Source organism: Phaeodactylibacter xiamenensis (assembly GCF_965229835.1).
In the GTDB taxonomy this organism is placed as follows: Bacteria; Bacteroidota; Bacteroidia; order Chitinophagales; family Saprospiraceae; genus Phaeodactylibacter; species Phaeodactylibacter xiamenensis.
In genome coordinates this window covers 5,133,206-5,159,709 of record NZ_OZ245931.1, presented here as the reverse complement: position 1 = coordinate 5,159,709, position 26,504 = coordinate 5,133,206, and the positions used below count along the sequence as shown (strand labels likewise).

The 26,504-nt window shown below is 52.0% G+C and carries 23 protein-coding genes; 16 read left to right on the top strand and 7 right to left on the bottom strand.

Annotated features, from left to right (window positions below; all coding sequences use genetic code 11):
• Position 1: 1 nt before the first annotated feature.
• A complete protein-coding gene (locus tag ACO08I_RS19705) occupies positions 2 to 430 on the bottom strand; it encodes a response regulator (protein WP_282777558.1) in 429 nt (142 codons plus the stop codon).
• A 20-nt stretch (positions 431 to 450) separates the two neighbouring features.
• Entirely contained in the window at positions 451 to 2,703 is a 2,253-nt protein-coding gene (locus ACO08I_RS19700; protein ID WP_421946858.1) for an ATP-binding protein, read from the bottom strand.
• Positions 2,704 to 3,032: 329 nt separating this feature from the next.
• Between ACO08I_RS19700 and ACO08I_RS19695 the strand changes: the two genes are divergently transcribed.
• The 4 genes from ACO08I_RS19695 to ACO08I_RS19680 all read left to right on the top strand — a co-directional run bounded on the left by ACO08I_RS19695 (position 3,033) and on the right by ACO08I_RS19680 (position 6,658).
• On the top strand, positions 3,033 to 3,350 hold the full coding sequence (locus ACO08I_RS19695) for a YbaB/EbfC family nucleoid-associated protein (protein WP_421946857.1): 318 nt from the start codon (positions 3,033 to 3,035) through the stop codon (positions 3,348 to 3,350).
• 55 nt (positions 3,351 to 3,405) lie between these two features.
• Positions 3,406 to 4,644, top strand: a complete 1,239-nt coding sequence (locus tag ACO08I_RS19690; RefSeq protein ID WP_421946856.1) for a LamG-like jellyroll fold domain-containing protein — start codon at positions 3,406 to 3,408, stop codon at positions 4,642 to 4,644.
• Positions 4,645 to 4,757: 113 nt separating this feature from the next.
• Complete coding sequence (locus ACO08I_RS19685) at positions 4,758 to 6,191, top strand: tetratricopeptide repeat protein (RefSeq protein WP_421946855.1); 1,434 nt, start codon at positions 4,758 to 4,760, stop codon at positions 6,189 to 6,191.
• Positions 6,192 to 6,376: 185 nt separating this feature from the next.
• A complete protein-coding gene (locus ACO08I_RS19680; protein WP_282777548.1) occupies positions 6,377 to 6,658 on the top strand; it encodes a hypothetical protein in 282 nt (93 codons plus the stop codon).
• Between the two features lie 24 nt (positions 6,659 to 6,682).
• On the opposite strand, the gene ACO08I_RS19675 is transcribed toward ACO08I_RS19680, so the two are convergent.
• The 4 genes from ACO08I_RS19675 to ACO08I_RS19660 all read right to left on the bottom strand — a co-directional run bounded on the left by ACO08I_RS19675 (position 6,683) and on the right by ACO08I_RS19660 (position 10,913).
• Positions 6,683 to 7,138 carry a PIN domain-containing protein gene (locus tag ACO08I_RS19675; RefSeq protein ID WP_282777546.1) on the bottom strand — a complete coding sequence of 152 codons (456 nt, stop codon included), beginning with the start codon at positions 7,136 to 7,138 and terminating at the stop codon, positions 6,683 to 6,685.
• A gap of 15 nt (positions 7,139 to 7,153) precedes the next feature.
• On the bottom strand, positions 7,154 to 7,387 hold the full coding sequence (locus tag ACO08I_RS19670; RefSeq protein WP_282777544.1) for a hypothetical protein: 234 nt from the start codon (positions 7,385 to 7,387) through the stop codon (positions 7,154 to 7,156).
• A 163-nt stretch (positions 7,388 to 7,550) separates the two neighbouring features.
• On the bottom strand, positions 7,551 to 9,536 hold the full coding sequence (locus tag ACO08I_RS19665; protein WP_421946854.1) for a 4Fe-4S binding protein: 1,986 nt from the start codon (positions 9,534 to 9,536) through the stop codon (positions 7,551 to 7,553).
• A gap of 33 nt (positions 9,537 to 9,569) precedes the next feature.
• Positions 9,570 to 10,913, bottom strand: coding sequence for an NAD(P)/FAD-dependent oxidoreductase (locus ACO08I_RS19660; protein WP_421946853.1), 1,344 nt, complete (start codon positions 10,911 to 10,913; stop codon positions 9,570 to 9,572).
• A 159-nt stretch (positions 10,914 to 11,072) separates the two neighbouring features.
• Between ACO08I_RS19660 and ACO08I_RS19655 the strand changes: the two genes are divergently transcribed.
• The 3 genes from ACO08I_RS19655 (at position 11,073) to ACO08I_RS19645 (ending at position 16,000) form a co-directional block, all read left to right on the top strand.
• Positions 11,073 to 12,203 carry a hypothetical protein gene (locus ACO08I_RS19655; protein ID WP_421946852.1) on the top strand — a complete coding sequence of 377 codons (1,131 nt, stop codon included), beginning with the start codon at positions 11,073 to 11,075 and terminating at the stop codon, positions 12,201 to 12,203.
• Between the two features lie 975 nt (positions 12,204 to 13,178).
• Complete coding sequence (locus ACO08I_RS19650) at positions 13,179 to 15,086, top strand: choice-of-anchor J domain-containing protein (protein WP_421946851.1); 1,908 nt, start codon at positions 13,179 to 13,181, stop codon at positions 15,084 to 15,086.
• 185 nt (positions 15,087 to 15,271) lie between these two features.
• Positions 15,272 to 16,000 (top strand): T9SS type A sorting domain-containing protein, encoded by a 729-nt coding sequence (locus tag ACO08I_RS19645; protein WP_421946850.1) that lies wholly within the window; start codon positions 15,272 to 15,274, stop codon positions 15,998 to 16,000.
• Between the two features lie 348 nt (positions 16,001 to 16,348).
• Here the strand turns inward: ACO08I_RS19645 and ACO08I_RS19640 are convergent, their stop codons facing one another.
• On the bottom strand, positions 16,349 to 16,756 hold the full coding sequence (locus tag ACO08I_RS19640) for a 6-carboxytetrahydropterin synthase (RefSeq protein WP_044151835.1): 408 nt from the start codon (positions 16,754 to 16,756) through the stop codon (positions 16,349 to 16,351).
• 168 nt (positions 16,757 to 16,924) lie between these two features.
• Between ACO08I_RS19640 and ACO08I_RS19635 the strand changes: the two genes are divergently transcribed.
• The 9 genes from ACO08I_RS19635 (at position 16,925) to ACO08I_RS19595 (ending at position 26,266) form a co-directional block, all read left to right on the top strand.
• Positions 16,925 to 17,398 carry a glutathione peroxidase gene (locus tag ACO08I_RS19635; RefSeq protein ID WP_282782923.1) on the top strand — a complete coding sequence of 158 codons (474 nt, stop codon included), beginning with the start codon at positions 16,925 to 16,927 and terminating at the stop codon, positions 17,396 to 17,398.
• Between the two features lie 39 nt (positions 17,399 to 17,437).
• A complete protein-coding gene (locus tag ACO08I_RS19630; RefSeq protein WP_282782921.1) occupies positions 17,438 to 18,586 on the top strand; it encodes an ATP-binding protein in 1,149 nt (382 codons plus the stop codon).
• A 40-nt stretch (positions 18,587 to 18,626) separates the two neighbouring features.
• A complete protein-coding gene (locus tag ACO08I_RS19625; protein WP_421946849.1) occupies positions 18,627 to 20,003 on the top strand; it encodes a PSP1 domain-containing protein in 1,377 nt (458 codons plus the stop codon).
• A 123-nt stretch (positions 20,004 to 20,126) separates the two neighbouring features.
• Entirely contained in the window at positions 20,127 to 21,530 is a 1,404-nt protein-coding gene (gene lpdA / locus ACO08I_RS19620; RefSeq protein ID WP_282782917.1) for a dihydrolipoyl dehydrogenase, read from the top strand.
• 253 nt (positions 21,531 to 21,783) lie between these two features.
• Positions 21,784 to 22,986, top strand: coding sequence for a molybdopterin molybdotransferase MoeA (locus tag ACO08I_RS19615; protein ID WP_421946848.1), 1,203 nt, complete (start codon positions 21,784 to 21,786; stop codon positions 22,984 to 22,986).
• A gap of 12 nt (positions 22,987 to 22,998) precedes the next feature.
• Complete coding sequence (gene moaC / locus ACO08I_RS19610; RefSeq protein WP_044220179.1) at positions 22,999 to 23,478, top strand: cyclic pyranopterin monophosphate synthase MoaC; 480 nt, start codon at positions 22,999 to 23,001, stop codon at positions 23,476 to 23,478.
• A 73-nt stretch (positions 23,479 to 23,551) separates the two neighbouring features.
• Positions 23,552 to 24,715: an NTP transferase domain-containing protein gene (locus ACO08I_RS19605; protein WP_282782912.1), complete on the top strand. Its 1,164-nt coding sequence runs from the start codon at positions 23,552 to 23,554 to the stop codon at positions 24,713 to 24,715.
• Positions 24,716 to 25,390 (top strand): molybdate ABC transporter permease subunit, encoded by a 675-nt coding sequence (modB, locus tag ACO08I_RS19600; protein ID WP_282782910.1) that lies wholly within the window; start codon positions 24,716 to 24,718, stop codon positions 25,388 to 25,390.
• A gap of 3 nt (positions 25,391 to 25,393) precedes the next feature.
• Complete coding sequence (locus ACO08I_RS19595; RefSeq protein ID WP_282782908.1) at positions 25,394 to 26,266, top strand: sulfate/molybdate ABC transporter ATP-binding protein; 873 nt, start codon at positions 25,394 to 25,396, stop codon at positions 26,264 to 26,266.
• Positions 26,267 to 26,504 lie beyond the last annotated feature (238 nt).

The following is a 26,504-nucleotide window of genomic DNA, read 5'->3' as shown; positions in this document are numbered from 1 at the left end:
GCTATGTGTCGGCATGATATTTTTCCAGATAGGCCTGAACGATTTCAGCCAGAGCTTCCTCTGTGAGCGGCTTATTCAAATAGCCATGCACAAAGGGGTAGGTTTTTGCCTTTTGCTGGTCTGCCGGGTTTTGAGAAGTAGACAACATGACGACCATAGACCGGTAAGCGGCTTCTCCCATTTCGCTCAATGCGTTGAGCACTTCCCAGCCATTCACTTTCGGCATGTTAATGTCCAGGAAGATGATATTCGGCCGTATGGGCTCATGAGGCTTTTGCCATAATTCTTCCAATACCTGAAGCGCTTCCGAGCCATCTTTGGCTAAAGCAACCTCTTTTACAAGTCCGGTACTGCTGATGACCATTTTGTGTATGTAGTTGTCATCAAAGTCGTCATCGACCAGCAGTACATGATCGATTTTTGTTCCCATAGTTGTTTTGTTGTTTATAGCTAAAATATTTTGTCTGACAACGAGAGGTGGAAAGTGGTCCCTTCTCCCGGAGTTGAAGTGGCATAAATTTCTCCACTGTAAGCCTCAACAATTTTCTTGCACTGCGCCAGCCCAATACCGGTTCCTTCATATTCATCTTTACTATGCAGGCGTTGGAAAAGGAGGAATATTTTTTCCAGGTACTTGGATTCCATTCCTATGCCGTTGTCCCGGACATCAATATTCCAGTGTTTCCCTACCTTTTCGGCTTTGATCTCAATGACCGGTGGCACACCTTCCTTATGGTATTTCAGGCTGTTGGATATCAGGTTCTGGAACAAGCGCTTGAGCTCAATAAAGTCCCCCTGTATCACGGGCATGCTATCGAACCGGATAGCTGCGCCGGTTTCTCTGATCTTTTGCTCCAGGTCTTCCTGAATTTCATGGAGCACCTGATTTAAATCCACTGCTTCCACATCTACAGAACGACCAATACGTGAATAGTCCAGCAGATTCGTAACCAGCATTTTCATTCGGTCACTGGCTAAAATGATCCGCCCCAGAAAAAAGTGCTCATCTTCCGTCAGTTTTTCAGAAGCACTCCGTTCGAGAAGCTTGGCAAAGCTACCGATTGTCCGTAGTGGTTCTTGCAAATCATGGGAAGCAATATAAATTATTTGATCCAATTCTTTATTCAAAATAGCGGCCAGCCGGGTATTAAGGGCTCGAATAGCCTCACCCGAGCGCTCCATTTCCTCTTTGATCATCCGGTCTCTGAGTTTTTCAGCCACTTTGATTTCATATATTTCCCAGGGTGCAGACTTATCCCGTACGACTTCCTGCCACTTAGCGAACGACTTCCTGGGGCTTAGCCGTACGCCCTTTTCATTTTCTTTTTTTTCAATAATCACAGCTTCATTGGGGTTACCGCCCCAGTTGACAGTTGCTTTCAGCGGTATCTTAAACCACATAACCTGAATAGGCTGCTCTATGGAAAATCCAATAGACATAACTCCAGGCCAGGAGGGCATGAAATCGGGCTGCACCCCCAAGTCCTTTACCACAGAACGGGTAAAAAAGAGAGTGTCTGAATGGTTGTCCTTCAAAATTGACAGTAGCTTCAAAACGGTGTCAGGTGGAGGGGCATCGCCTTTGGTTTTCACTTCGTCTCCCTTCACCAGAGCCACACCATCCGCAGCGCACAAAGACTCCAGCCCAGGCTTGGCGTCCCAAAGTCTGACTTCGTAGGGCTGATCACTGTTGATTAGAAAATGCTGCCGCAGCGCTCCTTCAGCTTCCATAAATTGCCGCCCTCCCCTGGTAATACGGGCTTTTTCAAACTGGACGACTCGCTTTGAAAACACCATCGCCATGACTTCACAAATACGGCGCTGCTCCAAAGGAATGGTATAAGCATCATAATGGTGGTTGGCGACCAACCCCCAAAGCTGATTATTGACTATGATTGCAACAGTGAAGGTTGCGCGGACCCCCATGTTGTGCAGGTACTCCAGGTGAATAGGGGAAGTGGCTCTATGCTGCGCATGCGAAAGATCAAAACCGCCAGGCAGGTCATATCCTTCTGCCACATGTATCGGACTGTGCGGAATGTAAATATCCGGCAGTACGCGCGAACGGTTTTCCAGAAACAGTTTCCGTGCAATGGGCGGAATATCTGTCTTCGGGTACCGCAGCCCAAAGAATGGCTCAAGGTGCGACTCCTTTGCTTCTCCAACCACCTCTCCGTTCCAGTCCTCATCAAAACGGTAGATCATCACCCGGTCATAACCCGTAAACTGCTTTATCTCTGAAGCCATGCATTGAAAAAGCGCAGCTTCATCCTCGCAGTCGTCCAATAAACCGATGATTTGCTGCAGGCTCCTGGACGCTTCTCTCTCTTGTTTTTGAGACCGTTCTTCAAATTCCACGATCAGGAACCTTTCCGACTGATGCCCAATCGCATCATACTGCTGCCCGGATATTTCCACTTCTATCGGATTGGCACCACCCCATTTTGTCCGGTCGAGGTGAGGCATTAAAGCCTTGTACAAATCTGGTGGCAGGACAGCATTACAAGACTGCCCCAATAATGCTTCTTTTTTAACTCCCAACAGGCCGGAAAAATTATCACTCACCCCGGCTATACGGGATTCAGATCGGTCGACAGCTAACAGGTAAGCACCTCCAAAAACTGCAGATGGGCGGTGAATTGGCTCATTTGTACAATTCTCCAAAGTAGGCTGGAAGTCGGTGTAGTAGGTTTTTGCTTTCAAAACTGATGAAGTTTTGGGGTTAAAAGGCGGGGATAACTAAGCCTCGTCCTCTTGCAAAATTATGCATATTTGTAAGAACCAGAAACTGGTTTTCAAGCAATAAATATATGAAAATTAATTATTCAACCCTATAGCACTTCAATTTGAAATCTCATTGCTCTACACCGGCGCCTACACCAACGATGCGGCAAAACCATGCAGCATCAAATACGAGTAGCCTGCCGCAATACAGGAGCCCGACCACAAGGGCATTTACCTTACCAGTCAGGCTAACCTAATCCTCAGCAGATTTACCTACCTTTGTGCACGGATTAAAAATGATCAGAACGATGTTTGGAAACATGCTCGGCGATATGGAAGAACGCCAAAAAGAGATGCGCCAAAAACTGGCAGCAATCATGGTGGAAGGCACCGCTCAGGGCGGCGCGGTAAAGGTAGTCGCTAATGCCAACCGGGAAATTACAGATATTCAGATTGACCGCAAAAAGCTGGACTGGGAGGATGTGGAAATGGTACAGGACCTGGTCCTCGACGCCACCAACAAAGCATTGTCCGCTGCTGCTGCAAAAGAGGCCGAAGCTACTCAGGAAATGGTGAAGAACATGCTGCCTCCCGGCATGGGCAATTTGGGCAATCTGTTTGGGTAGTCCAAAATATCAAACCGGCATTTCCGTTAGATACTGGATGAAAAGCAATCTGTACATGAAGACGATCCCAATCACTGTTACCTTTATTTTTGTGCTGGCTGCCCAGCTTGCCGCTCAAACCACGGCTGGCCTTGTAGCGCACTACCGCTTTGACGGCAGCACCAATGATGCCACCGGTAATACGGCCAACACCGGAGCTATTACCGGCAATCCTTACTACACCTGCGGGGCGGAGAATGACGCCATTTCCTTCGACGGGCAGGATGATGAGATCGTCATTCTGGGCGGGCCAGTCAATGATGAGTTTGACAATGAGGATGTCTCCGTAAGCTTTTATTTCAAGCCGCGGGGCGGGGCCGGCACGCAGTACCTTTTGTCCAAGCGCAGCCCCAGCTGCTTCGGCGGCAATGAGTTTTACATCATTTACACGCCTTCCAGCCGGACTATCAGCGCATTTTTCTTCGAAACCAATGACCGGAGGACCATTGCCACCCACCAAATCACCAATACGGGCTGCTGGCAACACCTGACGATCGTACGGCAGGGCGGGCGGGTACGCTTGCACCTCAACGGGGAGCTCACCAATGTATTCAGCACCCTGGAGCGCATCAATGTGAACAACGATGGGGACCTCATCATTGGCGACAGCGATTGCAAAAATGCTACGGAATTCCCCTTCAACGGACTGATCGATGAGCTACGGGTGTACAACCGTGCCCTGAATGAACTGGAAGTCCGCGAATTGTACGATGCCCCGGACCGTATCGAGCGGGACGCCAACATCGTCAACCTCTTTCTGGGGGATGACTTCAATGTGGAATTGAGCAAAACCTGCGGCACGGTCTTTAGCTGGTCGCCCACGGATGGCGTTTCTGATCCGTTCGCAGCAGAGCCCGTCATCACGCCAACCGAAGCCGGTGAGCTCAGCTATGAAGTGACCATTTCTGATACGGTAACTTCCTGTATCGCCCGCGACCGCATCGTCTTCAATGTAATTGACCCGGACGACCTGGATTGTAATACCATCTTTTTGCCGACGGCTTTCACGCCCAACAACGATGGGCTGAACGACACCTACGGCATCAGTAACCCTTACGCTATACCGGAGCTGCTAACCTTTGAAATCTATGACCGCTGGGGCAACCGTATTTTTGCCACCCAAGACCCCTTTCAGCGCTGGGATGGCTTCTACCGGGGAGAGCCCGTGAACGCCGGTGTGGTGCAATATGCCTTGCAATGGGTTTGCGATGGTGAAGAACAGGTGCAAACCGGAGAAATTGCCATTCTAAGGTAAAGGGAAGGCAGCATTCAAAATGGCTTAGGTGGGAAATCTATCCCCAACATCCATCAGACCGTCCTGATAAACTCTTTATTTTTGCGTATGTTTCAGCAAAAATCAAAGGGATAATGATAATGAATCAACGCTGGTGGGCATTCGCGGCACTGCTTCTGCTCGCCGCTGCCTGTACGCCTAAGACGACAGAGCCTGTAACCGAAACGACAACTGAAGTTCCTGCACCCGCGCCGGAACCGGAGGAAGACCTCAGCCCCTGCCCTAAATTCCGCGACGCGCCAAGCCCGGACGATGCGGAGACCAACTACGTGCTTTACCGTGACTTTTTGCGGGCCGGCGACTGGGATCAGGCGTTTGCACTGTGGAAAAAGGTCTATGCGGTAGCTCCCGCAGCCGATGGGCAACGCAATACCGTTTATGCCGATGGCATCCGCTTCTACGAGTACTTCATCAGCCAAACCCAGGATGAGGCGCTAAAAAGTGCTTATGTGGACACGATCTTCAGCATTTACGATGAGATCGACCGCTGCTATCCGGAGGGCGGCTATATCAAAGGGCGCAAAGCATTCGATCTTTTCTATAAATATCCGGGCCGTGCTACCAAGGAGGAAATTTACGCTCTTTTTAAGGAATCCATCGACATTGACAGCTTGGATGCTCCGGACTTTGATGTCAATCCCATGGCTTCGTTGCTGGTAGACTTATACGACGCTGGTAAAATTGAAAAAGAGCAAGCCTATAAATACCAGGGCATTCTGCGGGCCATGATCGAGAAAGGACTGAAAGAGTGCAAAGGCACAGCATGTGAGCGCTGGAAAATCATCGAAGAATACACACCGGTACGGCTGGAGTACTTCGAGACGGTCAAAGGCTTTTACCCCTGCGACTACTACATGGACAAGTACTATCCCGACTTTGAGGCCAACCCTACGGATTGCGATGTGGTGCGTACCGTATACAGCCGCCTGAAGTTTGCCGAATGCTCCACCGATGACGAACGCATGAAGCAACTGATCCGCATCGGCAATGAAAACTGCCGCCCGGAAGCAGGCAAGGCCGATTCGGCCTACATCTATCTGCGGGAAGCGGAGTATGCCAAAGCCATCGTCGCCTTTGAGAAAGCGATTGAAGAGGAGGAGTCCGTCGAAAAGCAGGCCAAGTACGCCCTCAACAATGCCAAAATCTACGAAGTCCATCTGCGCAACTTCCCCAAAGCCCGGCAGTGGGCGGAGCGCGCCGCAGAAATCCGCGGGGACTGGGGCGAGCCCTATATCCTCATCGGCCGGTTGTATGCCTCAAGCGGCCCGCTTTGTGGCCCTGGACGGGGCTGGGACAGTCAAATCGTCACCTGGCCGGCTATTGATGCCTGGCAGAAGGCCAAACAGGTAGACCCCTCTGTAAGCGAAGAAGCCAACAAATTCATTGGCCGCTACCGGCAGTATATGCCGAACCGGGAAGATGTCTTCATCCGCAACCTCAAAGCGGGTGAATCCTTTTTTGTGCCTTGCTGGATTCAGCGGTCTACGGTCATTCGCACGGCGGATTAAAGAATGGAGGCAGGTTGCTTTTGGAATGGCGTTTCCTGGTGGCTTAGTGCTCAGGTTAAGGTCTATTTTTGAAAGCAGCCTGGCTTTTCTGCTTAAAGAAGGTATTTCGAAACTGATTTATCAGAAAACTTGTTCTTCAAAGTTGTAAAGTTAAGTACAGTAAAAACCACTTAAATGGTCCGTATATGAGCAGTTTAGAAATCAAAGGTGGAATATTAGAGATGATAGCCAATATTGATGATGTCGAATCCCTGGAGGAGCTCAAGAAACTGGTTACTGAATTCATTGGCAACCGGGTCAAATCAGATACAGACTTCTGGGATGAACTCAGCGAAACAGAACAAGCGGAACTGGAGCAAGCCATTACCGAAAGTGCAGACCCTGCTAACCATATCACCCATGATGTTGTAATTCAGAAGTATAGGCAATGGTTAGGGAAATCGTTTGTGCCCTCTGTTAAAGCATGAAAACAAAAATGACAAACACCCACTTTAATCAATGTCAAACATCTCTTTTATCTTATCGAAGTTGACCACTTTACTGTACCCTCTATTCTCTAAAGCATTGTATAATTCTTTGTCTCCTGTCCACAATAAGGCTGAATCCAGATACTCGTTGAGCGCTACAAAAACTAAGTCGTCCATATCGACACCTCTTACCAGAGGCACGGATTTTACATAAAATTCGAAAGGGATTATTTGGTCAGATACAAACTCAATCTTTTCAAAAATAACCAGTAACAGTCTCCTGATTTCGGCTTCCTCCATACCCGATATCTTGATGATCTTAGGAAAATACCTTTCTATCTCAATAGACAAATACTCGGGCGCGTAAAACTTAACCTTGTCGATATTTGATGTAATAATAAACTTCCCTAACGGGCTCTTGCTATTAAGAAGAGCTGAGAATATGATATTGCTATCCAGAACAAAGGACTTTCGCATCATTCTCTAGGGGTTGATTCATACGATATCCTCGAATCCTGGCTTGCCTTTAAAGCGATCCTTGTTCTGCTCCCACCAACCTTTGTTCACCTCCCTTGCCAGTTCATCAATTTGTTCCTGTTTAGCCTTGCTTTTGCCTACTAGGTCAATATAAGTAAAGTACTTTAGAATCTGTTGGATATCTTCCAAGCTGGAATCTACAGGTAATTTTATCGTTATCTCCTTTGAATTACTTTCTATTGTTACGGCCATTAGTAAGCGTTTTAATCCACATTTTAACATTTATCCCGAGGGATTAGTTCTTACCCTCAAAACATTGCTTCCCCCATAAGCCATCGTTGTCTTAGAGATCAGCAGTAGGCACCAACAAGACTCCTGACTGGGAGTACTGTACCATAATAACCTGCATAAACCTTTAATACAACTCCACCCCACGCTCCTCCGAAATGTGCAGCGCCCGCACTTCCGTAGCCCGCTCATCAATATCCACGCTGCTGTTCTCCAGCCGGAGTACACCGCGCGGGCAGACCGCCGAGCAGACCCCGCAGCCTACACAAGACGACCGTACGATATCCTGCCCCCGTTGCGCATACCAGCGCACATCGATGCCCATTTCACAGTAGGTAGAGCAATTGCCGCAGGAGATGCACTGCCCGCCGTTGGTGGTGATGCGGAAGCGAGATTTGAACCGCTGCACCAAGCCCAGATAGGCAGCCAACGGGCAGCCAAACCGGCACCATACCCGGTTGCCCATGAGGGGGTAAAACCCAGTGCCCACCACGCCTGCAAATGCTGACCCAATCAGGAAGCCATACCACTGACGGGTCTCTCCGCTGCTGAGAAAGAAAAACTGCTCGCTTTCCGTTGCCCAGTGGTAGCCTGAGATACCGATGAGCAGGACGGTAACGCCCAGCCCCATATACATGCCCGTAGCACCGATGTCCACGCCTCCTTTCCGCCAGCGGTACCAGGCGTAGCCCATGGCGCCGGCTAAAGTGAATATCATAAGCAGCAGGAAGTTGCCCCGGCTGAACCATACTTCATTTTTGGGCAGGTAGGAATAAAGCACGCCCATGGTCATGATTACCGCAAAGACCAGAACCGCGTGGATAATCCAACGCTCGTATTGCCAGGCGCGCAGGCTTTTGTCAGACAACTGCCGGTAAGGATCGCCCACCGTCTCGGCCAGGCCTCCACAGCCGCACACCCAGGAACAGTACCAGCGCTTACCGTAAAAATAGGTGATGATGGGCACGCCCAGTACAATCAGCGCAATGCCCCAACCCAGCATAAAAATGCCCAGCCCCCCGCTGTTGATGAGGTTGTCCAGGTTCCAGTCGAAAAAGAAGGTGTAGTTGAGCGGCCAGATGTTCTTAAAGTCGTAATACGGATAGTTGAGGCGCACTAATATTTCCGGAATCAGAAACGCAAAGGCCGTCTGAAAAAACATCACCGATGCCGTACGGATTTGCTGATATTTGTTGTGCATGTACTTGGCAAACATACGCACGCCCATGACCAGGATGACCAAAGTGTACAACATACCGTAGAGAAACCACTGACTGGCTTCTCCCCCATTCAAAGTGTAGCTCAGCGGGTCTGCCAGAAGCATCCAGCTCGTGATGTGCTGAGGCGACCAGTACAGCAGCACATAAAAAGCGATGAGGTACAAGCCCGCCCCTACGCCCAGCCAGCCCGTAATGTCCGGTGCTGCAGACTTAGCCGGGGTGCGCCAGGCAGAACGCTGCACCCAAAATACCAGCCCGGTGATCAACAGCCCGATCAGTACCGTGATGCCCGGCCAGAAGTAGTCCTTGCCCATGTAGTAAATGCCGTACACCAGCACACCCAAAATAGTAGCGCCAAGGAAAAAGCCACGCACACTCAGGCGCAAACCCCGGGTGAGGCTGCGGTGGTAAAGATGGTCGTGCTTAATGCCGGGAATGAGATTGAACTTAGGCAGTATGTACAGCAGCCCGCCCAGTATCCCCAGCCCAACGGTCAGCCACCAAAACAGTACCGGCTGAGCGGAAACGGGCCCAGTACTGGCTTTTTTCACCACCGGCAGGAGGTAGTTTTTGGCTTTCCAGGAAGGCAGCTCGTAATCGGCACGGTTGCCATCTGCCGGGAAGTTGGCTGGGGGCGTAGCTTTGAGGCTGGCCCCTGCTTCCCGGAACAAATCTTCCACCACCGGCACAAAGCTGAAACTTGATGCATAGTTGTTGCCCAGAATGCCTTCCTCTTTAGCGGCCGCAACGATGGCATCCACGTGATACGTATTGTCAATGGCATTGCTCAGCCGCGCCTCCGACAGCTCGTATTTTTCCAACCCCAGGGTTGCAGTAAACAACAGTAATGCCGCCGCAAATAGTGCCAGTCCGATTTTTTGTAAAGTATGCATGGATGATTATTGATCGGTTTGAAATAAAAAGTACTAAGCCCGCCCCCGAAGGAAAGCCAGAGCCCGGGACAGCCCCCGCTTTTGCCGCAGCTTCAGGTGCCGGCCCGTCTGCTGATTGTACTGCGCCACCACTTCGCGCTCAAACTGTTGGTAAAACTCGGGGTCGAAATTGGCCAGCCCGAGGTGTTGGAGGACCGCTTCAACGGATGCTTTTTGCGCCAGCCAGCGCTCACAGACTTCGTGGCGGTACCGCACGCCCATCAGGTTGAAGCCGACCACCTCCTGCGTGTTTTGGTCGTAGACAATGCGGATGCTCTTGCGCCCATCGGCATGCTCCCAGTAGACCGAGGCGTAGTGGTCTGGCATTCGACCGCTCACATCGCCATACACCTGGTATTCGATATCCATAAACTTGGCGGAGTTGAACCAGATGCCTGGGTCGTATTCTGTAGGCCGCCCGCTGATAGTATGCGCCACGGTCTCCCCCATCATGCGCCCCGTGTACCAAACAGCTTCGATAGGGCGGCGGCCAGGCTTGGGGTGGCGTATCTGTGCGCAGTCGCCGATAGCGTAGACATCCGGCAGATTGGTCTGCAGGTAGTCGTCAACTAAAATGCCTTTGTCGGTTTCCAGAGCTGTTTCTTTCAGCCAGCTGATGCTGGGATGTACGCCCGCCGTAAGGCCCACATAGCCGCAATCAATCCGTTCCCCCGCACCGGTGATCACCGCACAAGCCCTCCCTTCCCCATCGTCCACGATCTCCTTCAGCTCGGTGGACAGGCGCAGGTCGAGGCCGTGCTCCCGGATGTGGCGGGTCACCATTTCGGACTCTTCCCTGGGCAGCACAGCATTCCAATAGGCCGATTCTCTTACCAAAAAGGTGACCGGAATGTGGCGGGAGTGGAACATCTCTGCCATTTCGATGCCAATCAGCCCGCCGCCCACGATGACGGCGCGTTTCAATCCCTCGCTATGCGCTTCCATGTATTCCAAATCCTGATAGCTGTACAGCCCCCGCACGCCCTGCAAGTCCTGCCCCGGCCAGCCAAACTTGTTAGGCGTGGAGCCAAGGGCAAGGATGAGCTTGTCATATCCCAACTGATCGCCCTCGCGGAAATGCAGCTGTTTTTGCTCAAAATCGATCTGCTCCACGTATCCCCGCTTCAGGTCGATGCGATTTTTCTCCCAAAACCAGTCTTCGTAGGGTTTGATGTCCTCGTACCGCATATGTCCCATGTAGACATACATCAGTGCCGTGCGGGAAAAGAAGTGATCGGTTTCTGCCGAGATCACCGTTATTTGATGGTCGGTCAGCTTCCGTAAAAAACGGGCAGCGGTAATGCCGCTAATGCCGTTGCCGAGGATGGCGATATGCATAAGTGGTACAGTATTTAAAACACATTAGATTCAAATATAAGCAGACCGAAGGGAAAAAGGCAGACTGTACTGGATTGATGTCTTTACGGGGACAGATCAAAACTGCATTGTCGGCGATGAAAATTTTCTTTTCCTATATTGGCAGGCAAAAAACAAATCATGCGGTTACCCTCTACCCTTTTCCTGGGCTTGTTGCTGCTCAGCATCGGCTTATTGCAAAGCTGTTCTTCCCTCTCTCCGACTTCCAGCGCCAGTAAAATCCCGGTCTACGCCTGGGATGGCGGGCTGAATGACAAAACCGACGATGAAGTGCTGAAAACCCTGAGCGACTGGAAAGCCAAAGGGGTGGACACCCTCATGTACAACGGCGGACAGGACCCCGCTGACTATGCGCGCATTGGAAAACTGGCGGAAGCCGCTGGCCTTGGGCTCCACGCCTGGATCCCCACGATGGTACAAAAGCCCCGCCCCGAACTGAAGCCGGAATGGTACGCTGTCAACCGGGCCGGGGAGTCGGCTTATGACAAGCCTGCTTATGTGCCGTACTATACTTTCCTGTGCCCGAATGAACCCGGCGTATACCAATTTCTGGAGGAGTTGTATACGAGCGTCGCTGAAGTGGAGCAGGTAGCTGCGGTACACCTCGACTACATCCGCTTCCCGGACGTCATCCTGGCACGCGGGCTGTGGGACAAGTACGGCCTGGTGATGGACAAAGAGTACCCCAAGTACGATTATTGCTACTGCGACCGCTGTACCTCAGGCTTCGAGGAGCAAAGCGGCATTGATATTAAATCCGTGGAAGACCCCACACAGGTACAAGCCTGGAAGCAGTACCGTTACGATCTGATTACGAATATCGTCAACCGGCTGGCCGAGCAGGTACACGCTCAAGACAAGCGCATCAACGCTGCCGTCTTTCCGGGACCACACTCTGTGGCCAAGCGCATCGTGCGGCAGGAATGGGACCAATGGGACCTTGATCAGGTCTTCCCCATGCTCTACAATGATTTTTACCTGGAAGATGTGGAATGGATCGGCGAGATGACAGCAGAGGGTGTGGAAGCACTTGACGGCCGGGCTTCGCTTATCAGCGGTTTGTTCATCTGCCCGGACCCGAAGAGCAAGGCCCGGCAGCCGGACCCGGAAAACCACGGGCTGATCCCGGAGGAGTTGGGAGCGGCAGTGCAGGTCTCTATGGATAACGGCGCAGCGGGCATCTGCCTGTTTACTCCCGGACGGATGACGAAAAAGCACTGGCGGGCGCTGCGGCGGGCGATTTACCGGTAAGGAAACTGTAACGTTGGAGACTAGTGGTCTGTCAAGGCTAAAACTAGGGGTTGCCTGCGGCGACTTTTGAGGCTACTCTTCGTTGGATAACCCCTTACGTAGCGCTGCTATGCGCGGGAACATCCGCCTTGATTAGCCTCAAAATTCGCTCCCATTCAACCCATAAATTAACACTTGACAGACCACTAGGCAAGTGAGGTTATCATTGTGCGCATAACAAATTGCACTTTTTGAATAGCCTGGCAGCATTTGCTGTTTGCCTCTCCTGGATAAGCTGGAGCAGAGCGGGAAGCTCTACCCCAGCAAAAGAAGCTAATTTTGTTTAATCCACTGAACACTTTTTAGCATTTCTGTTTAATCGGCTAAACAAAATCAGATACCGCAATCGGAACGCTGCGGGAAACCTTTTTCTACAATCAACTCCATGCCCTCACGCATCAGGGCGCTGCACCGGCTCAGCTGTTACTGCCCAAAAAGGGGGGACTTCCTGTTCGCTTTGCCCGGGCAGGAATAAGGGTTTGAAATCGGCGGCCCCAACAAAGAGGCCAAACAAATCGGCACTGCCCCTCATCATTACGTAGTTGTCGATTCTGCTGCCACCGCTCAACCACAGCGCATCCCGCTTTGGATGTTTGGGCTGCTGTACTAAGAGAGGATCTAACTTGCCTTCTCCTTACCAGAGCGGTTTTGGTATGTATTCCAACAGGAGTCATTGCTATAATTTCGGCTTCTGAATGCCCATCTCATCTCCATAAAGCAGGGGTGCTCCGGGCCCGACTATGCCCGTTCTTAAATGTCAGAAAGGTTACAAATCATAGAAAAGCGGCAAACAAACTGTACATTCTTAAAAACAGTAACTACCACCCTGACCCAAAATCCAATTTTTACTTTAGCTTTGCTGCGCTAGTAATTGGTGGCGGGAAAGCCCGTTGCCATGATTTTATTTCAGAATATTAACTAAATCCTTTTTTAGGTATGAGAGCAGCTATACTCTTTATTCTCGCATTATTTATGCTGCAGGCGACTGAAACGACTGCGCAGGTCTTCTTCGAGCAAGACTTTGAAAATGGCATTGAGCCTATGACACTGATCGATGTGGATGGCCTTACGCCACACCCTAATGTTGCCGCCTACCCAGATGCATGGAATGCGGCCAACCCTGCATTCGGCAATGGTACAAACGTAGCCGTTTCAAACTCTTGGTACTCTCCGGCTGGGGCAGCAGACGATTGGATGATTACACCAGCTATTGAAATCACCAATGAAAACACCGTTGTGAGCTGGTCCGCAAAAGCACAGGACGCCAGTTTTCCGGATGGGTATGAGGTTCTCGTATCTACAACTGGAAATGAAGTGGCTGACTTTACTGATGTTATTTTCAGTACTGCGGCTGAGGTGACCGAATTTACTGAACGTAGCGCAGCGCTTGGTGACTACGTGGGTCAAACTATTTACATCGCTTGGCGAAATAACTCCAACGACCAATTCTTACTGCTGGTGGATGACATCAAAGTTGAAGCGATACAAGCCCTGGCTGTAAGTGCTACTGCATTTTCAACAACTCAGTACCATCAAATTCTCGACGATGTCGAAATCATCACCACTATTACCAATGATGGTGCGAATACCATCAACACATTGGATGTTACATGGACAGATGGCACAAGCACTTACACTGACAACCTCACCGACCTTGGTTTGGGTAACGGTCAGTCTATTGATTATGCGCACAGTACAACTTTCATGCCTACAGCGGCTATCACTTACGATATTCAAGTTACCGTTTCCAATCCTAACGGTGAAACAGATGATGAAACAGATAACGTAGTTGATGGAAGGATTTCTGCTGTTTCTGTGGTTCCGGTAAAGCGGATGGTTCTCGAAGAAGGTACAGGTAGCTGGTGTGGTTGGTGCCCCCGCGGATTTGTTGCCATGGAAGACCTGATTGCTCAATACCCTGAGACCTTTATCGGTATTGCCGTTCACAATGGTGACCCTATGGCTTTTGCTGAGTATGACAACAATATAGGGCTTTCCGGGTACCCAAGCTGTAATGCAGACCGGGTATTATTGGACGTTGGCGTCTCTACTGCAGATTTCCAGTCTTACTACAACCAATTAACACAGCGGGTTTCTCCTGCATCAGTTGATGCGACAGCTGCTTTTGACCCTGCGACCGGAGAGGTAACAATCGAAGCAAAAGCAACCTTCCGCACGTTAATCGACGATTTGGACATGCGTATGAATGTAGTCATTTTGGAAGATAGCATTCAGGGAAGCGGCAGTGGATACAACCAAGCCAACTTTTACAGCTTCCAGTCACAGAATATCCCTCTCGTAGGTGCTGGATTGGACTGGCAAGCTGCTCCGAACCCTATTCTTGCAGGCGATATGTACTACAATCATGTAGCACGTGCAATCATTGGTGGCTACTTTGGAGAGAATGTCTTCCCGGATAATGTAACAGCAGACCAGGAAGTAACTCAAACGTACACTTACACAGTACCCGCTAGTTACAACCCAGAGCTAATGTCGGCAGTAGTGATGCTCATAGACGGCAACACAGGCGCGATCGTCAACGCAGGCAAAGCGCACTTCGATATCCTGTCCAGTACTCAGCCTGAACTGGCTAACGAGCGGTTGGACATTTTCCCTAACCCTGCAACGGACATCGTTAATATTGCCCTTAACCTTGATGGTGCTACCTCCGTAGACCTGACGGTGTTCAATGCAATGGGGCAAACCGTTGCAACCCAATACCTGGGCACCCTGAACGGAGAAGTATCTGTTCCTTTTGATGCCTCCAGGCTGACTTCAGGCGCCTATACGTTCCGGATCAACCTCGGCAATCAGGTAGCAGTTAAGCAGGTCATTGTAGAATAAGCTATCGAACTTAAGCCGGGCTGGCATTTGTTTCCCCGGATGGTTCACGGTCAGGTCAGTACCCCAAATTGGAGTGCTGACCTGACTTTATTTCGTCGCAGCCACTACTTTAAAGTTTATTTAGCACTTGAGATGTTGATATTTCTATAATTTATTCGGACTTTTGTTTAATAAAATTAGAATCCATGAAGCAAACTATACTCCTTTTTGTATTTATCCTTTCCACTGCACTTGTGACTGAAGCACAGGTTTCTTTGGTTTTCACTCCGCAAACCATTGAAAAAGAAGGCATAGCTGATCCCAACGATCTCTTTATGGAAATTGTCGGTAAAGCCTATGTTGTTAATGAAGGAGACGAACCTGTCTCTATCCAATGGGTTAGAAACCCTGACATTCTTGAAGAGTGGGAAACCATGATCTGTGACAATAACCAGTGCTATCCTGCTCAGGTATCCTCCAACATCATGGAAGACCTTGGGCTTAATGCACCTATTACACTTAACCCCGGAGACACAACGAACATTGATGTCCATTTACGCCCCAGAGGTGTAGCGGGTGAAGGCACCGTCATTATGGAGGTTTACGACCTTGCCAATCCTGATGAGGTGGCAGTATCAGCTGATTTTAATTTTACAGCTTCGCTGCCAAGCAGCACCAACGATCTCAACACAACCCCACTCACCGTCTTCCCCAACCCTACCGCTGACTACTTCAACATCCGCGGTGGCAATGGCGTAGACCGGGTGGTACTGTACAATGTGTTGGGCCGTGAGATGCGCAGCTTCAACGTAGCGCCCGGGCAGCGGTACTACATCGGTGACCTGCCAAATGGTCTGTACCTGGCTAGCATGGTGGACAACAACAAGGGCATCGTGAAGACGTTGCGCCTGAAGAAAAGCTCCGTGCGTCCGTAAATTTTACAGACTTACCAGCTTAAAAAGCCTCTGTGGATTGCCGCAGAGGCTTTTTTAGTTAATATCCCTATTAGGTGGGTGTTTATTTCATCAGTCGCTGCGCTCATGTACCACAGCCACCTAATTTTAAACTCAATAAGTTAGGGCACTCTGCCCGCCTTCGCACAGCTATGGCGGACGGAGTAAAAGACTGCCCTAACTGTCTAGCAAACATTAGGTGGGTGTTTATTTCATCAGTCGCTGCGCTCGTGTACCACAACCACCTAATTTTAAACTCAATAAGTTAAGGCGTTCTGCCCGCCTTCGCAAGGCTACGGCGGACGGAGTAAAAGACCACCCTAACTGGCATTACGCCGGAAACTCCACATAATTCCGTGGCGTCTCATACAGGCGCACGCCGATGTCATACTTCTCATCCAGGTGCTCGCGCAGGATTTGCCAGATCACGTAACAGATATTTTCGGCAGTAGGATTGAGGTTTTTGAACTCCTCCGTATCCAGGTTCAGGTTTTTATGGTCGAAGCGCCGCTCGATTTGCTCTTTGATGATGTCTTTGAGCACTTTCAGGTCGATCAGGTAGCCCGTCACAGGGTCTACTTCTCCGCTTACCTTGACCTCCAGTTCGTAATTATGGCCATGGTAGTTGGGGTTATTGCACAGCCCGAAGACCTCCTGATTCTTCTCATCGCTCCAGTTGGGATTGTACAGCCGGTGGGCGGCATTGAAGTGGGCGCGACGGAAAACAGCTACTCTCATGCTTGATTTGGATTAGATTCGCCTACCACAACAAAAAAGGGCAGGCTTGGTTGGAAAAAGACCGGGAAGTTCTCCGCTATGCAAAGCGAAAAGACACGCAAACCTTTTCAATCCTCCCCAAAAAGCGTAATTTAGCCCGCATTATTAATACGCTGAACAGCAAATACCGTGAGGCATTTTCACACCTTTGAGGTGGACAGCATCAGTGGACAACAGATCGACTTTTCCGACTTTTCGGGAAAGAAAATCATAGTAGTTAATGTTGCTTCGGAATGCGGCTATACCCCGCAGTACCAGCAACTTCAGGAATTATACGACGAATTCAACGATAAACTGGTCGTTATCGGCTTCCCCTGCAACGATTTTGGAGGGCAGGAGCCGGGCAGCGAAGCCGACATTCAGGCTTTCTGCGACCGCAACTACGGGGTGACCTTCCCGATGACCGCCAAAATCGGCATCAAGAAGTCGCCCCACCCCATTTACCAATGGCTGCAGCACAAAGCCGAAAATGGCGTGCTCGACCACGCCGTACAATGGAATTTTCATAAATTCCTGATTGATGAAACCGGGCAGCTCCAAGCCGCCTACCCTTCTTCAGTCAGCCCGTTTGATGACCGTATACTTTCCTGGATAACTTCCTGATCCTCACCTTTTCTGCTCAGCGCTAAATCAGCATAAGGCATGCGCTTTAGCGACATCATAGGGCAGCCCGCAGTAAAAGACCGGCTCCGGCTTATGGCCGGCGGTGGCCGTATGCCCCATGCGCTGCTATTGCTCGGCCCTGAAGGTTCGGGTAAGCTGGCGATGGCGATGGCCTTTGCGCAGTATGTGCTTTGCGCTAATCCCAACGAATCCGATGCGTGCGGGAAATGCCCCAGCTGCATCAAAGCAAGCAAGCTTGTCCATCCTGACCTCCACTTTTCCTACCCTACCGTAGGCAGCAAGATGACCAGTGAGGCCTTTCTGCCGCAGTGGCGGTCTGCTATAGCCGAAAACCCCTACCTCAATGCCAATGAATGGTTGCAGCACATCGGTGCGGAGAACAAACAGGGCAATATCACTAAGGAGGAGTGCGTAAACATCATCCGCAAGCTCAGCCTGAAAACCTTTGAAAGCACCCACAAAGTGCTTATCCTGTGGCTGCCGGAATACCTGGGCAAGGAAGGCAACCGCCTGCTCAAGCTCATCGAGGAGCCGCCCGAGCGTACCCTGTTTGTGCTGGTGGCTGAGCGGCAGGAACTCATTCTGAACACCATCCTCTCCCGCTGCCAGATTGTGAACGTGCGCGCCCTGAGCGACGAAGCCATTCAGCAGGGGCTGGTGCAAAGCGGGGTGGCGGAAGCACAAGCCGCCGGTATCGCCTATCTGGCCAATGGCAACTACAATGAAGCCCTGAAACTGGCTCAACATAACGAAAACGACCACGCCCGGCTATTTTTACAGTGGATGCGCAATGGCTATCAGGGCAACCCCGTTAAAATGGTCAAATGGTCGGAAGACTTTGCCGGGCAAGGCAGAGAAAACCAAAAGCATTTCCTGCAGTACGCCCTGCACTTCCTCCGGGAAATCACCCTGCTCATCGCAGCAGGCCCCGAAGTGAAAGTACGGCTGCAAAACCAGGAATTAGAGTCGGCCAAAAAGATGGCCGGCGTGATGGACCTCGATCAGGCAGAACAGCTGATGCAACTCTTCAGCGACTGCATCTTTGCGGTGGAGCGCAATGCCAACCCCAAAGTGCTCTTCCTCGATGCGTCCATACAAATGAACCATATCCTAAAACGAAAGCAACCGGACACCTACAAGGGCCTGAGCGCCCAGCGGCTGTATTAGCACGCGAGGCGTCCGTTCATATAAATTGATAATTGACATTATGGGATGTACAGGATGTACGACATGCGGAACAGGCACCCCAAACGGCTGCAAAAGCAATGGCGGCTGCGCTACCGGGGGCTGTAACCGGCTTAATACCTACGACTGGCTTTCGAGCATGGACGTCGTGGATACCGACCCTTTCGATATCGTGGAAGTCAGCTTCAAAAACGGTGCGCACAAAGGGTTTTACCGCAATCAGGACCACACCCGCTCTATTACCGGCGATGATGTGGTGGTGGAGACCGGCACCGGGCTCGACGTCGGCAGGATTACCCTGTCGGGAGAGCTGGTGCGCTTGCAGATGAAGAAAAAGAAGACCTCCGAAAAGGATGTCCTCCACAAGATCATCCGCAAAGCCAATGAACGGGACCTGGAGCGCCTGGCAGAAGCCCGGAGCCTCGAAATGACGACCATGGTCCGCGCCCGCGCCATTGCCCGCAACCTAAAGCTGGAGATGAAAATCGGCGATGTGGAATACCAAGGCGATAAGCGCAAGGCCACCTTCTACTACACAGCCGACGGAAGGGTCGATTTCCGGGAGCTCATCCGGCACTATGCCAAGGAGTTCCGGGTGAAGATTGAAATGCGGCAGATTGGTGCCCGACAGGAATCTGCCCGCATTGGCGGACTGGGGTCCTGCGGGCGGGAGCTGTGCTGTTCCACCTGGTTGACGGATTTTAAATCTGTCACCACCGCCGCTGCCCGCTACCAAAACCTGGCGATCAATCAGTCCAAGCTATCCGGCATGTGCGGCCGCCTGAAGTGCTGCCTCAATTATGAACTGGATACCTATCTCGATGCCCTGCAGCAGTTCCCCAAAAACGCTGATAAACTGCAGACGGAAGCAGGTACAGCCATACTCGTTAAGACGGATATCTTCAAAGGGCTCATGTACTATGCCTATCAGAAAGATTCCGGCCGGGGAAAGCTCTACACCCTTGAGGCCAGCCGCGTGAAGGACATCAAAGCCATGAACCGGAAAGGCGAAAAACCCGCTGACCTGGTCAGCCTGCAGGTCATCTTCGAGGCCGATAGTGAGGAAGAGGTCGATATGGGCTTTGAAGACGTAACTGGCGTAATAGAATTACCAGAGGAAAAGCGTTCCAAAAAGCGCCGAAAGAATAAGAAAAAGCCGGGTAACCGGGGCAAAGGCGGCAACAGCACCTCCAGGGGAAGCAACAATAGCCAGGCACAAAACAAGGGCAGCCAGGACAAAGGCAGCAACAGCTCCGGCAAGAAGGGCGATGATAAAGGCAGCCAGGATAATAAAAAAGGCGATGGCAAGAGCCGTTCACGCAACCGCCGCCGCAAAGGCGGACGAGGCCGTGGCAATAACAACAATAACGGGAACAAGGGGGATGGTGATAAGTCCTAAGGCTGGTATAGGCTGAACTTGTGCCCGTACATTTACAAATTTTACAAACCATTGATGGGGTTGACGCTTTTTTGATCAACCCTTCAGGGTTACCTTTGGTATTCATTGATAAAAAACGACGCCATGAAATACGATGTTACCGTAATCGGCTCCGGGCCGGGCGGTTATGTGGCAGCCATCCGGGCTGCACAGTTAGGGAAAAAGACAGCTATCATCGAGCGCTACAACAGCCTCGGTGGCACCTGCCTCAATGTAGGGTGTATCCCTTCCAAGGCCCTGCTCGACTCCTCTGAGCACTACCACAATGCCAGGGAAAAATTTGAGCAGCACGGCATTGAGCTCAAGAGCCTCAAGGTCAATATGCCGCAAATGATCAACCGCAAAAATGAAGTGGTTGCCCAAACGGTCAAAGGCGTGGAGTTTCTGATGAAAAAGAACAAAATCGACGTCTACCACGGGCATGGCTCTTTTGTGGATAAGCATACCGTAAGCATTGCTAAAGAAGATGGCTCCAGTGAGGAAATCACCTCGGACAAGATCATCATCGCAACGGGCTCCAAGCCCATCGTACCAGCCGCTTTCAACTATGACAAAGAGCGGGTCATTACCTCTACCGAAGCCCTCAATATCGATGAAGTGCCTAAGCGCATGGTACTCGTAGGCGGTGGCGTCATCGGGCTGGAGCTGGGCTCTGTTTTTGCCCGCCTGGGCACTGAAGTGGAAGTCGTGGAGTTCATGGACCGCATCCTGCCCACTATGGACAAGGACTGCGGCAAGGAGCTGATGCGCGCGCTGAAAAAAATCGGCGTAAAATTCCACCTCAAGCATAAGGTGAGCGACGTCAAAGTCAACAAAAAGAGCGTAACCGTAACGGTGGAGAAGCGGGACGCTGAAGAAACCTTCACCATCAACGCGGACTACTGCCTGGTAGCTATTGGCCGCCATGCTTATACCGACAAGCTGGGGCTCGAAAACGTAGGTATCCAAACCGACGATCGTGGCCGTATCGAGGTAGATGCCCACCTGAAGACCAACGTAGACAACATCTACGCCATTGGTGATGTCATCCGCGGGGCCATGCTTGCCCACAAAGCTGAAGAGGAAGGCGTATTCGTCGCCGAAGTCATTGCCGGTGAAAAGCCGCACATCGACTACAACCTCATCCCGGGTGTGGTCTATACCTGGCCGGAGGTAGCAAGCGTTGGGCAGACTGAAGAACAGCTCAAGGAAGCAGGCATCCCCTACAAGTCCGGCAAATTCCCATTCAAGGCACTGGGACGGGCACGGGCAAGCACCGACACCGAGGGCATGGTGAAAATCCTAGCCCACAAGGAGACCGATGAGGTTCTTGGCGTGCATATGGTCGGCCCACGTACCGCCGATATGATTGCCGAAGCGGTGACGGCTATGGAATTCCGGGCTTCCGCTGAGGATATCGCACGGATGAGCCACGCGCACCCCACTTACACCGAAGCGACTAAGGAAGCGGCACTGGCAGCTACGGCTGACCGGGCGTTGCATGTATAAATCCTTTCGATCAGATACCGGGAGCGGGATCAGGCATAACGCGCCTGTTCCCGCTTTTCTTTTGGCAGGGCCTGAAAGCCTGGAGCATTCATAACAAATTGCACTTTTTGTGTAGCCTGGCAGCATTTGCTGTTTGCCTCTTGGATAAGCTGGAGCAGAGCGGGAAGCTCTACCTCCGCAGGCACAGTCTTTAGCCTATGCCTAAACCCCAACCTCAGTTCATCTGTTAGACAGTCATCTAATCAATAAGACCATGATCGATATACAGGAGGCCACACAGCTGGTCCTCAGCCGAAAACGGGATTTTGGTACAGAAAAGCTGCCCCTTGAGCAATGCAGTGGGCGCGTGCTGCGGCAAGATATCCGTGCCGACCGCGACTTCCCCCCCTTCACCCGGGTTACGATGGACGGCATTGCCATTCAATGGGCCGCGTATGAAAAGGGGCAACGCCGCTTCCCTGTGGAGGGTATACAGGCTGCCGGCAGCCCGCAGCTGACGCTAATGGATGCAGGTAGTTGCCTGGAAGTGATGACCGGGGCCACCTTACCGCACAGCACAGACACGGTCATCCGCTACGAAGACCTTCAAATTGAAGAAGGGCAGGCGCAAATCATACCGGACGCCAACGTCAAAGCGTACCAAAATGCGCACGGGCAGGGTACCGACCGTCAGGCAGGCGATCTTATTGTAGCCTCTGGTGCCGTGCTATCTCCGGCCGAGATTGGCGTTGCGGCCACGGTAGGGCTGCCTGAGCTGGAAGTCGCCCGTATGCCCAAAGCCGTAATTGTCTCCACCGGAGATGAACTGGTACCTGTAGCGAGCACGCCCGAGCCCCACCAGATCCGGACCTCCAACTCCCACACCATACAGATGGCCTTGTCCCGCTGGGGTGTCCCCGCAGACCGCCTGCACATTGACGATGAGCTGGAAGCCACCAAGACAGCACTGGGAAACTGCATCCAAAATTACGACATCATTCTGCTGAGCGGTGGCGTTTCCAAAGGCAAGTACGATTATGTGCCGGCCGCATTGGAAGCGCTTGGCGCGAAGAAGCATTTCCACAAGGTGAAACAGCGCCCCGGCAAGCCGTTCTGGTTTGGGGAAGTGGAAGGGCAATGCACCATTTTTGCACTACCGGGCAACCCCGTTTCCTCCTTCATGTGCACACAGCGCTACGTACGCCCCTGGCTGCGCGTCAGTCTGGGACTGGAGCCGATGGGCTATGCCCACGCTGTGCTGGCCAAAGACTTCCACTTCAAGCCCGACCTGACGTACTTCCTGCAGGTCAAAACGCACTACGATACCGCTACCGGCCGCCTCATGGCTCACCCCGTGGAAGGCCGTGGCTCCGGCGATCTGGCCAACCTCGCGGACGCCGATGCCTTCCTGGAATTGCCCCGCGGGCGCAATGACTTTGCCGCCGGGGAAGTCTTCCCACTCCTTTTTTACCGTTAAACCAAGACCACAATGAGCACATTTACGCACCTTGATGCCGAAGGCAATCCCAATATGGTGGACGTTGGCACAAAAAAAGTCAGTCGCCGCACCGCCCGCGCCCGTTCCATAGTCGTGCTGGGCGATGAGATCATGGATCAGCTGGAGGGGCAGGAACTGCATACGAAGAAAGGGCCTGTGTTTCAGACCGCTGTCCTGGCCGGCATTATGGCCTCCAAAAAAACCGGAGAGCTTATCCCCCTCTGCCATCCGCTGGGGCTGGACAACTGCGAGGTCCACATACAGGTGAATGAGCAGCGCGAAGTGGTCATTGACTGCACAGCCCGCATCACCGCAAAGACAGGCGTGGAGATGGAAGCCCTGACTGGCGCTACCGTAGCCGCCCTCACGGTATATGACATGTGCAAGGCTTTCTCCCATGATATTGTGATTAAAGAGACCAAGCTCATGGAAAAGACCGGCGGCAAGCGGGATTTTAAGCGCCCCGGGTAATTGGGGTTTGCCACGCTTTTACTACATTGAGCATTGCGAATTTTGAAACCGGCAGTTTACAAACCTCTATGTCATGGCCAATTCAGAGAAGAAGCACCAAAAACACACCAAGCTTGCCCGCCCGGCAATCGGGGAATTCCATCGCAATGAGTGGGCTATACTGGGCACGCCCTGTGGCAACATTCAGCAGCTGGCCTATGCCATTATCGACCGGTTGAGCGAAGTCTACAACGTAGGGTATGTCGACGCCGACCATGCCCACGGCGACGATGAGCCCTCCTACGACGGGGCGATGGCGCACGGTGCCTGCCTGAATTATACAGACAAAATCCACTATCACCGCTTTGATCAGAAAGCGGAGCTGGGCACCCATCAGTTCCGGTGGCGCTTCAACGATCAGGATGCGGTCATCGTCAATGGCAACCACTTCAAAGCCAAACGGCAGATTGTGGTCATTGACCCCCGAAAAGAAGATTCGCTTCGGCGCAAACTCGACCGGCTGACTGATGTAAGGCTGGTGCTGCTGGCAGAGGGCGTCAAGGAGCCCTATCCCTGGCTGCGGGAAGCGCTGGAAGGCTTCAGCAACATACCGCAAATGAAGCTGGAGGACCATGCCGGTATCCCGCTTTTTGTAGAAAAAGAGCTCAATGCCTCTGCCCCGCCCCTGTACGGGCTGGTGCTGGCAGGTGGTAAAAGCGAGCGCATGGGTGAAGACAAGGGCCTGATTGAGTACCACGGCCGCCCACAACGCGACCACGTTGCCGACCTTATCGGGCATTACTGCAAGGAAACCTTTCTGTCCTGCCGCCCCGATCAGGCCGAAGCCTTGAAAAATCCCCTTACCGACACCTTCACCGGGCTGGGGCCCTTTGGTGGCATACTCTCTGCCTTCCGGCAAAATCCGGATGCAGCATGGCTGGTGGTCGCCTGTGACCTGCCCCTGTTGGATGACGCCACGCTTTCCCAACTGGTCGGCTACCGCAATGTATCCAAAGCAGCTACCGCATTCAACAGCCCGGTTACCGAGTTTCCGGAGCCCCTGATCACGATATGGGAGCCCCGCGCCTATCCCATTTTGCTGCAATTCCTGGCCCAGGGCTACTCCTGCCCGCGCAAGGTCCTCATCAATTCCAATGTAGAACTGCTGAATGCCGAAAACCCGGAGGCGCTGAGGAATGTCAACAGCCCGGAAGAGCGGGAGGAAGTCCTGAACATCATCAAAGAAAAGACCGCATAGATGGACAGCGGATTCGGACAAACCCTGTTGCTCACCTTTCAGTTGGCGGCGGTCACAACCGTGCTGCTGCTGTTCATAGGGGTGCCGCTTGCTTTTTTGCTATCCCGTACCCAAAGCCGTTTCAAACCTATTTTGGAAGCCCTCATCAGTATGCCGCTGGTGCTGCCGCCTACGGTCCTTGGCTTTTACCTGCTGCTCGCTTTCAGCCCGCGCTCGGCGCTGGGCAACTGGCTGGTGGAAACGGCCAATATCCGCCTGGTCTTTTCCTTTGCCGGGCTGGTCATAGGCTCGCTGATCTACAGCCTGCCCTTCATGGTGCAGCCCATTCAGTCGGGGTTCGAAAGCCTGCCAAAGCACTTGCGGGAAGCCTCTTACAGCCTCGGTAAGTCGGTCTGGCAAACTCTGCTGCGGGTGGAGTTGCCGAATATCAAGCCGGCAGTACTGACCGGCATTGTGCTCGCTTTTGCACACACCGTAGGTGAATTTGGCGTCATCCTGATGATCGGCGGCAACATCCCCGGAGAGACCCGGGTCGCCTCCATCGCCATTTACGATGAAGTGGAAGCACTGAACTACGGTATGGCCAATCAGTACGCGCTGGTGCTGGTGCTATTTGCCTTTACCATCCTGGCCCTTGTTTATACCATCAACCGCCGAATGCTCCGAACGGCATAGCTTATGATTCAGACCTCACTGCGCAAAGCCCTGCACGCGGCCACAGGCCCCATGACATTGGATATCCAACTGGATATTCTGACTGGGGAATTTCTGGCCATCACCGGAGCTTCGGGGAGTGGAAAAACCACCCTGCTGCGCCTCCTGGCAGGGCTGGAAAAGCCCGAGGAGGGACGCATTCTGGTGGATGATACGGTCTGGCTGGACTCCGCCCGGGGTATCCAACTGCCTATACAAGAGCGGAAAGTTGGCTTGGTTTTTCAGGAATACGCCCTCTTTCCCAACATGACAGTACGCGAAAACCTGGAATACGGGCTGGGCAAAGGACAATCGAAAGTCATCATCGATGAGCTGATCGGCATCACAGAACTGGAGCAATTGCTCGACCGTTATCCGGCCAAATTATCAGGTGGGCAACAACAACGGGTCGCCCTGGCCCGGGCGCTGGTCCGCCGTCCCAAGCTCCTCTTACTGGACGAACCGCTTTCCGCCCTGGATAACCGTATGCGGGAGCGGCTGCAGAACTACATCCTGCAGGTCCATCAGGCCTTCTCCCTCACCACGCTGCTCGTCAGCCATGACCACCGGGAGATTTTTAAACTTGCCGACCGGGTTATCTCTCTCAGGCAGGGCAAGATTTCTCAGCCCGACCTGCCGGAAACCGTTCGGTATGCGAATGTTAGCGATGGAACGTTCAGGCTGAGCGGAGAAGTACTGCAACTGGAAGAGGCCGGCAGTGGATTTTCCGTCAGCGTTCTTATTGGCACTAATGTCTTGCGCGTCCCGGCAACGATGGAGGACCTGCGGCGCCTGCAGCCCGGTGACCGGGTAGAGGTACTCGTCGACGCGCAGCATGCAATGTTAATCAAAGCCTGATAGGCCCATTCTTCTGTTTGAAAAACCACCTCGCATCGTTTTATTTTTCCATATAAAAAATCTACATTTGTGGAGCATACAATCAGCAAGCGAGCCCAGGCAATTGTAACTTTTGCAATGCTCAGCCGTAATTAGTCTATCCATCGCCGCTACTCTTACAAAATAAACCACGCCCCATTCCAAGCCTACAAGACGCTGGTAGTGTAACTGGTGAAGCAGCGCTACCAAAAAACAGGTG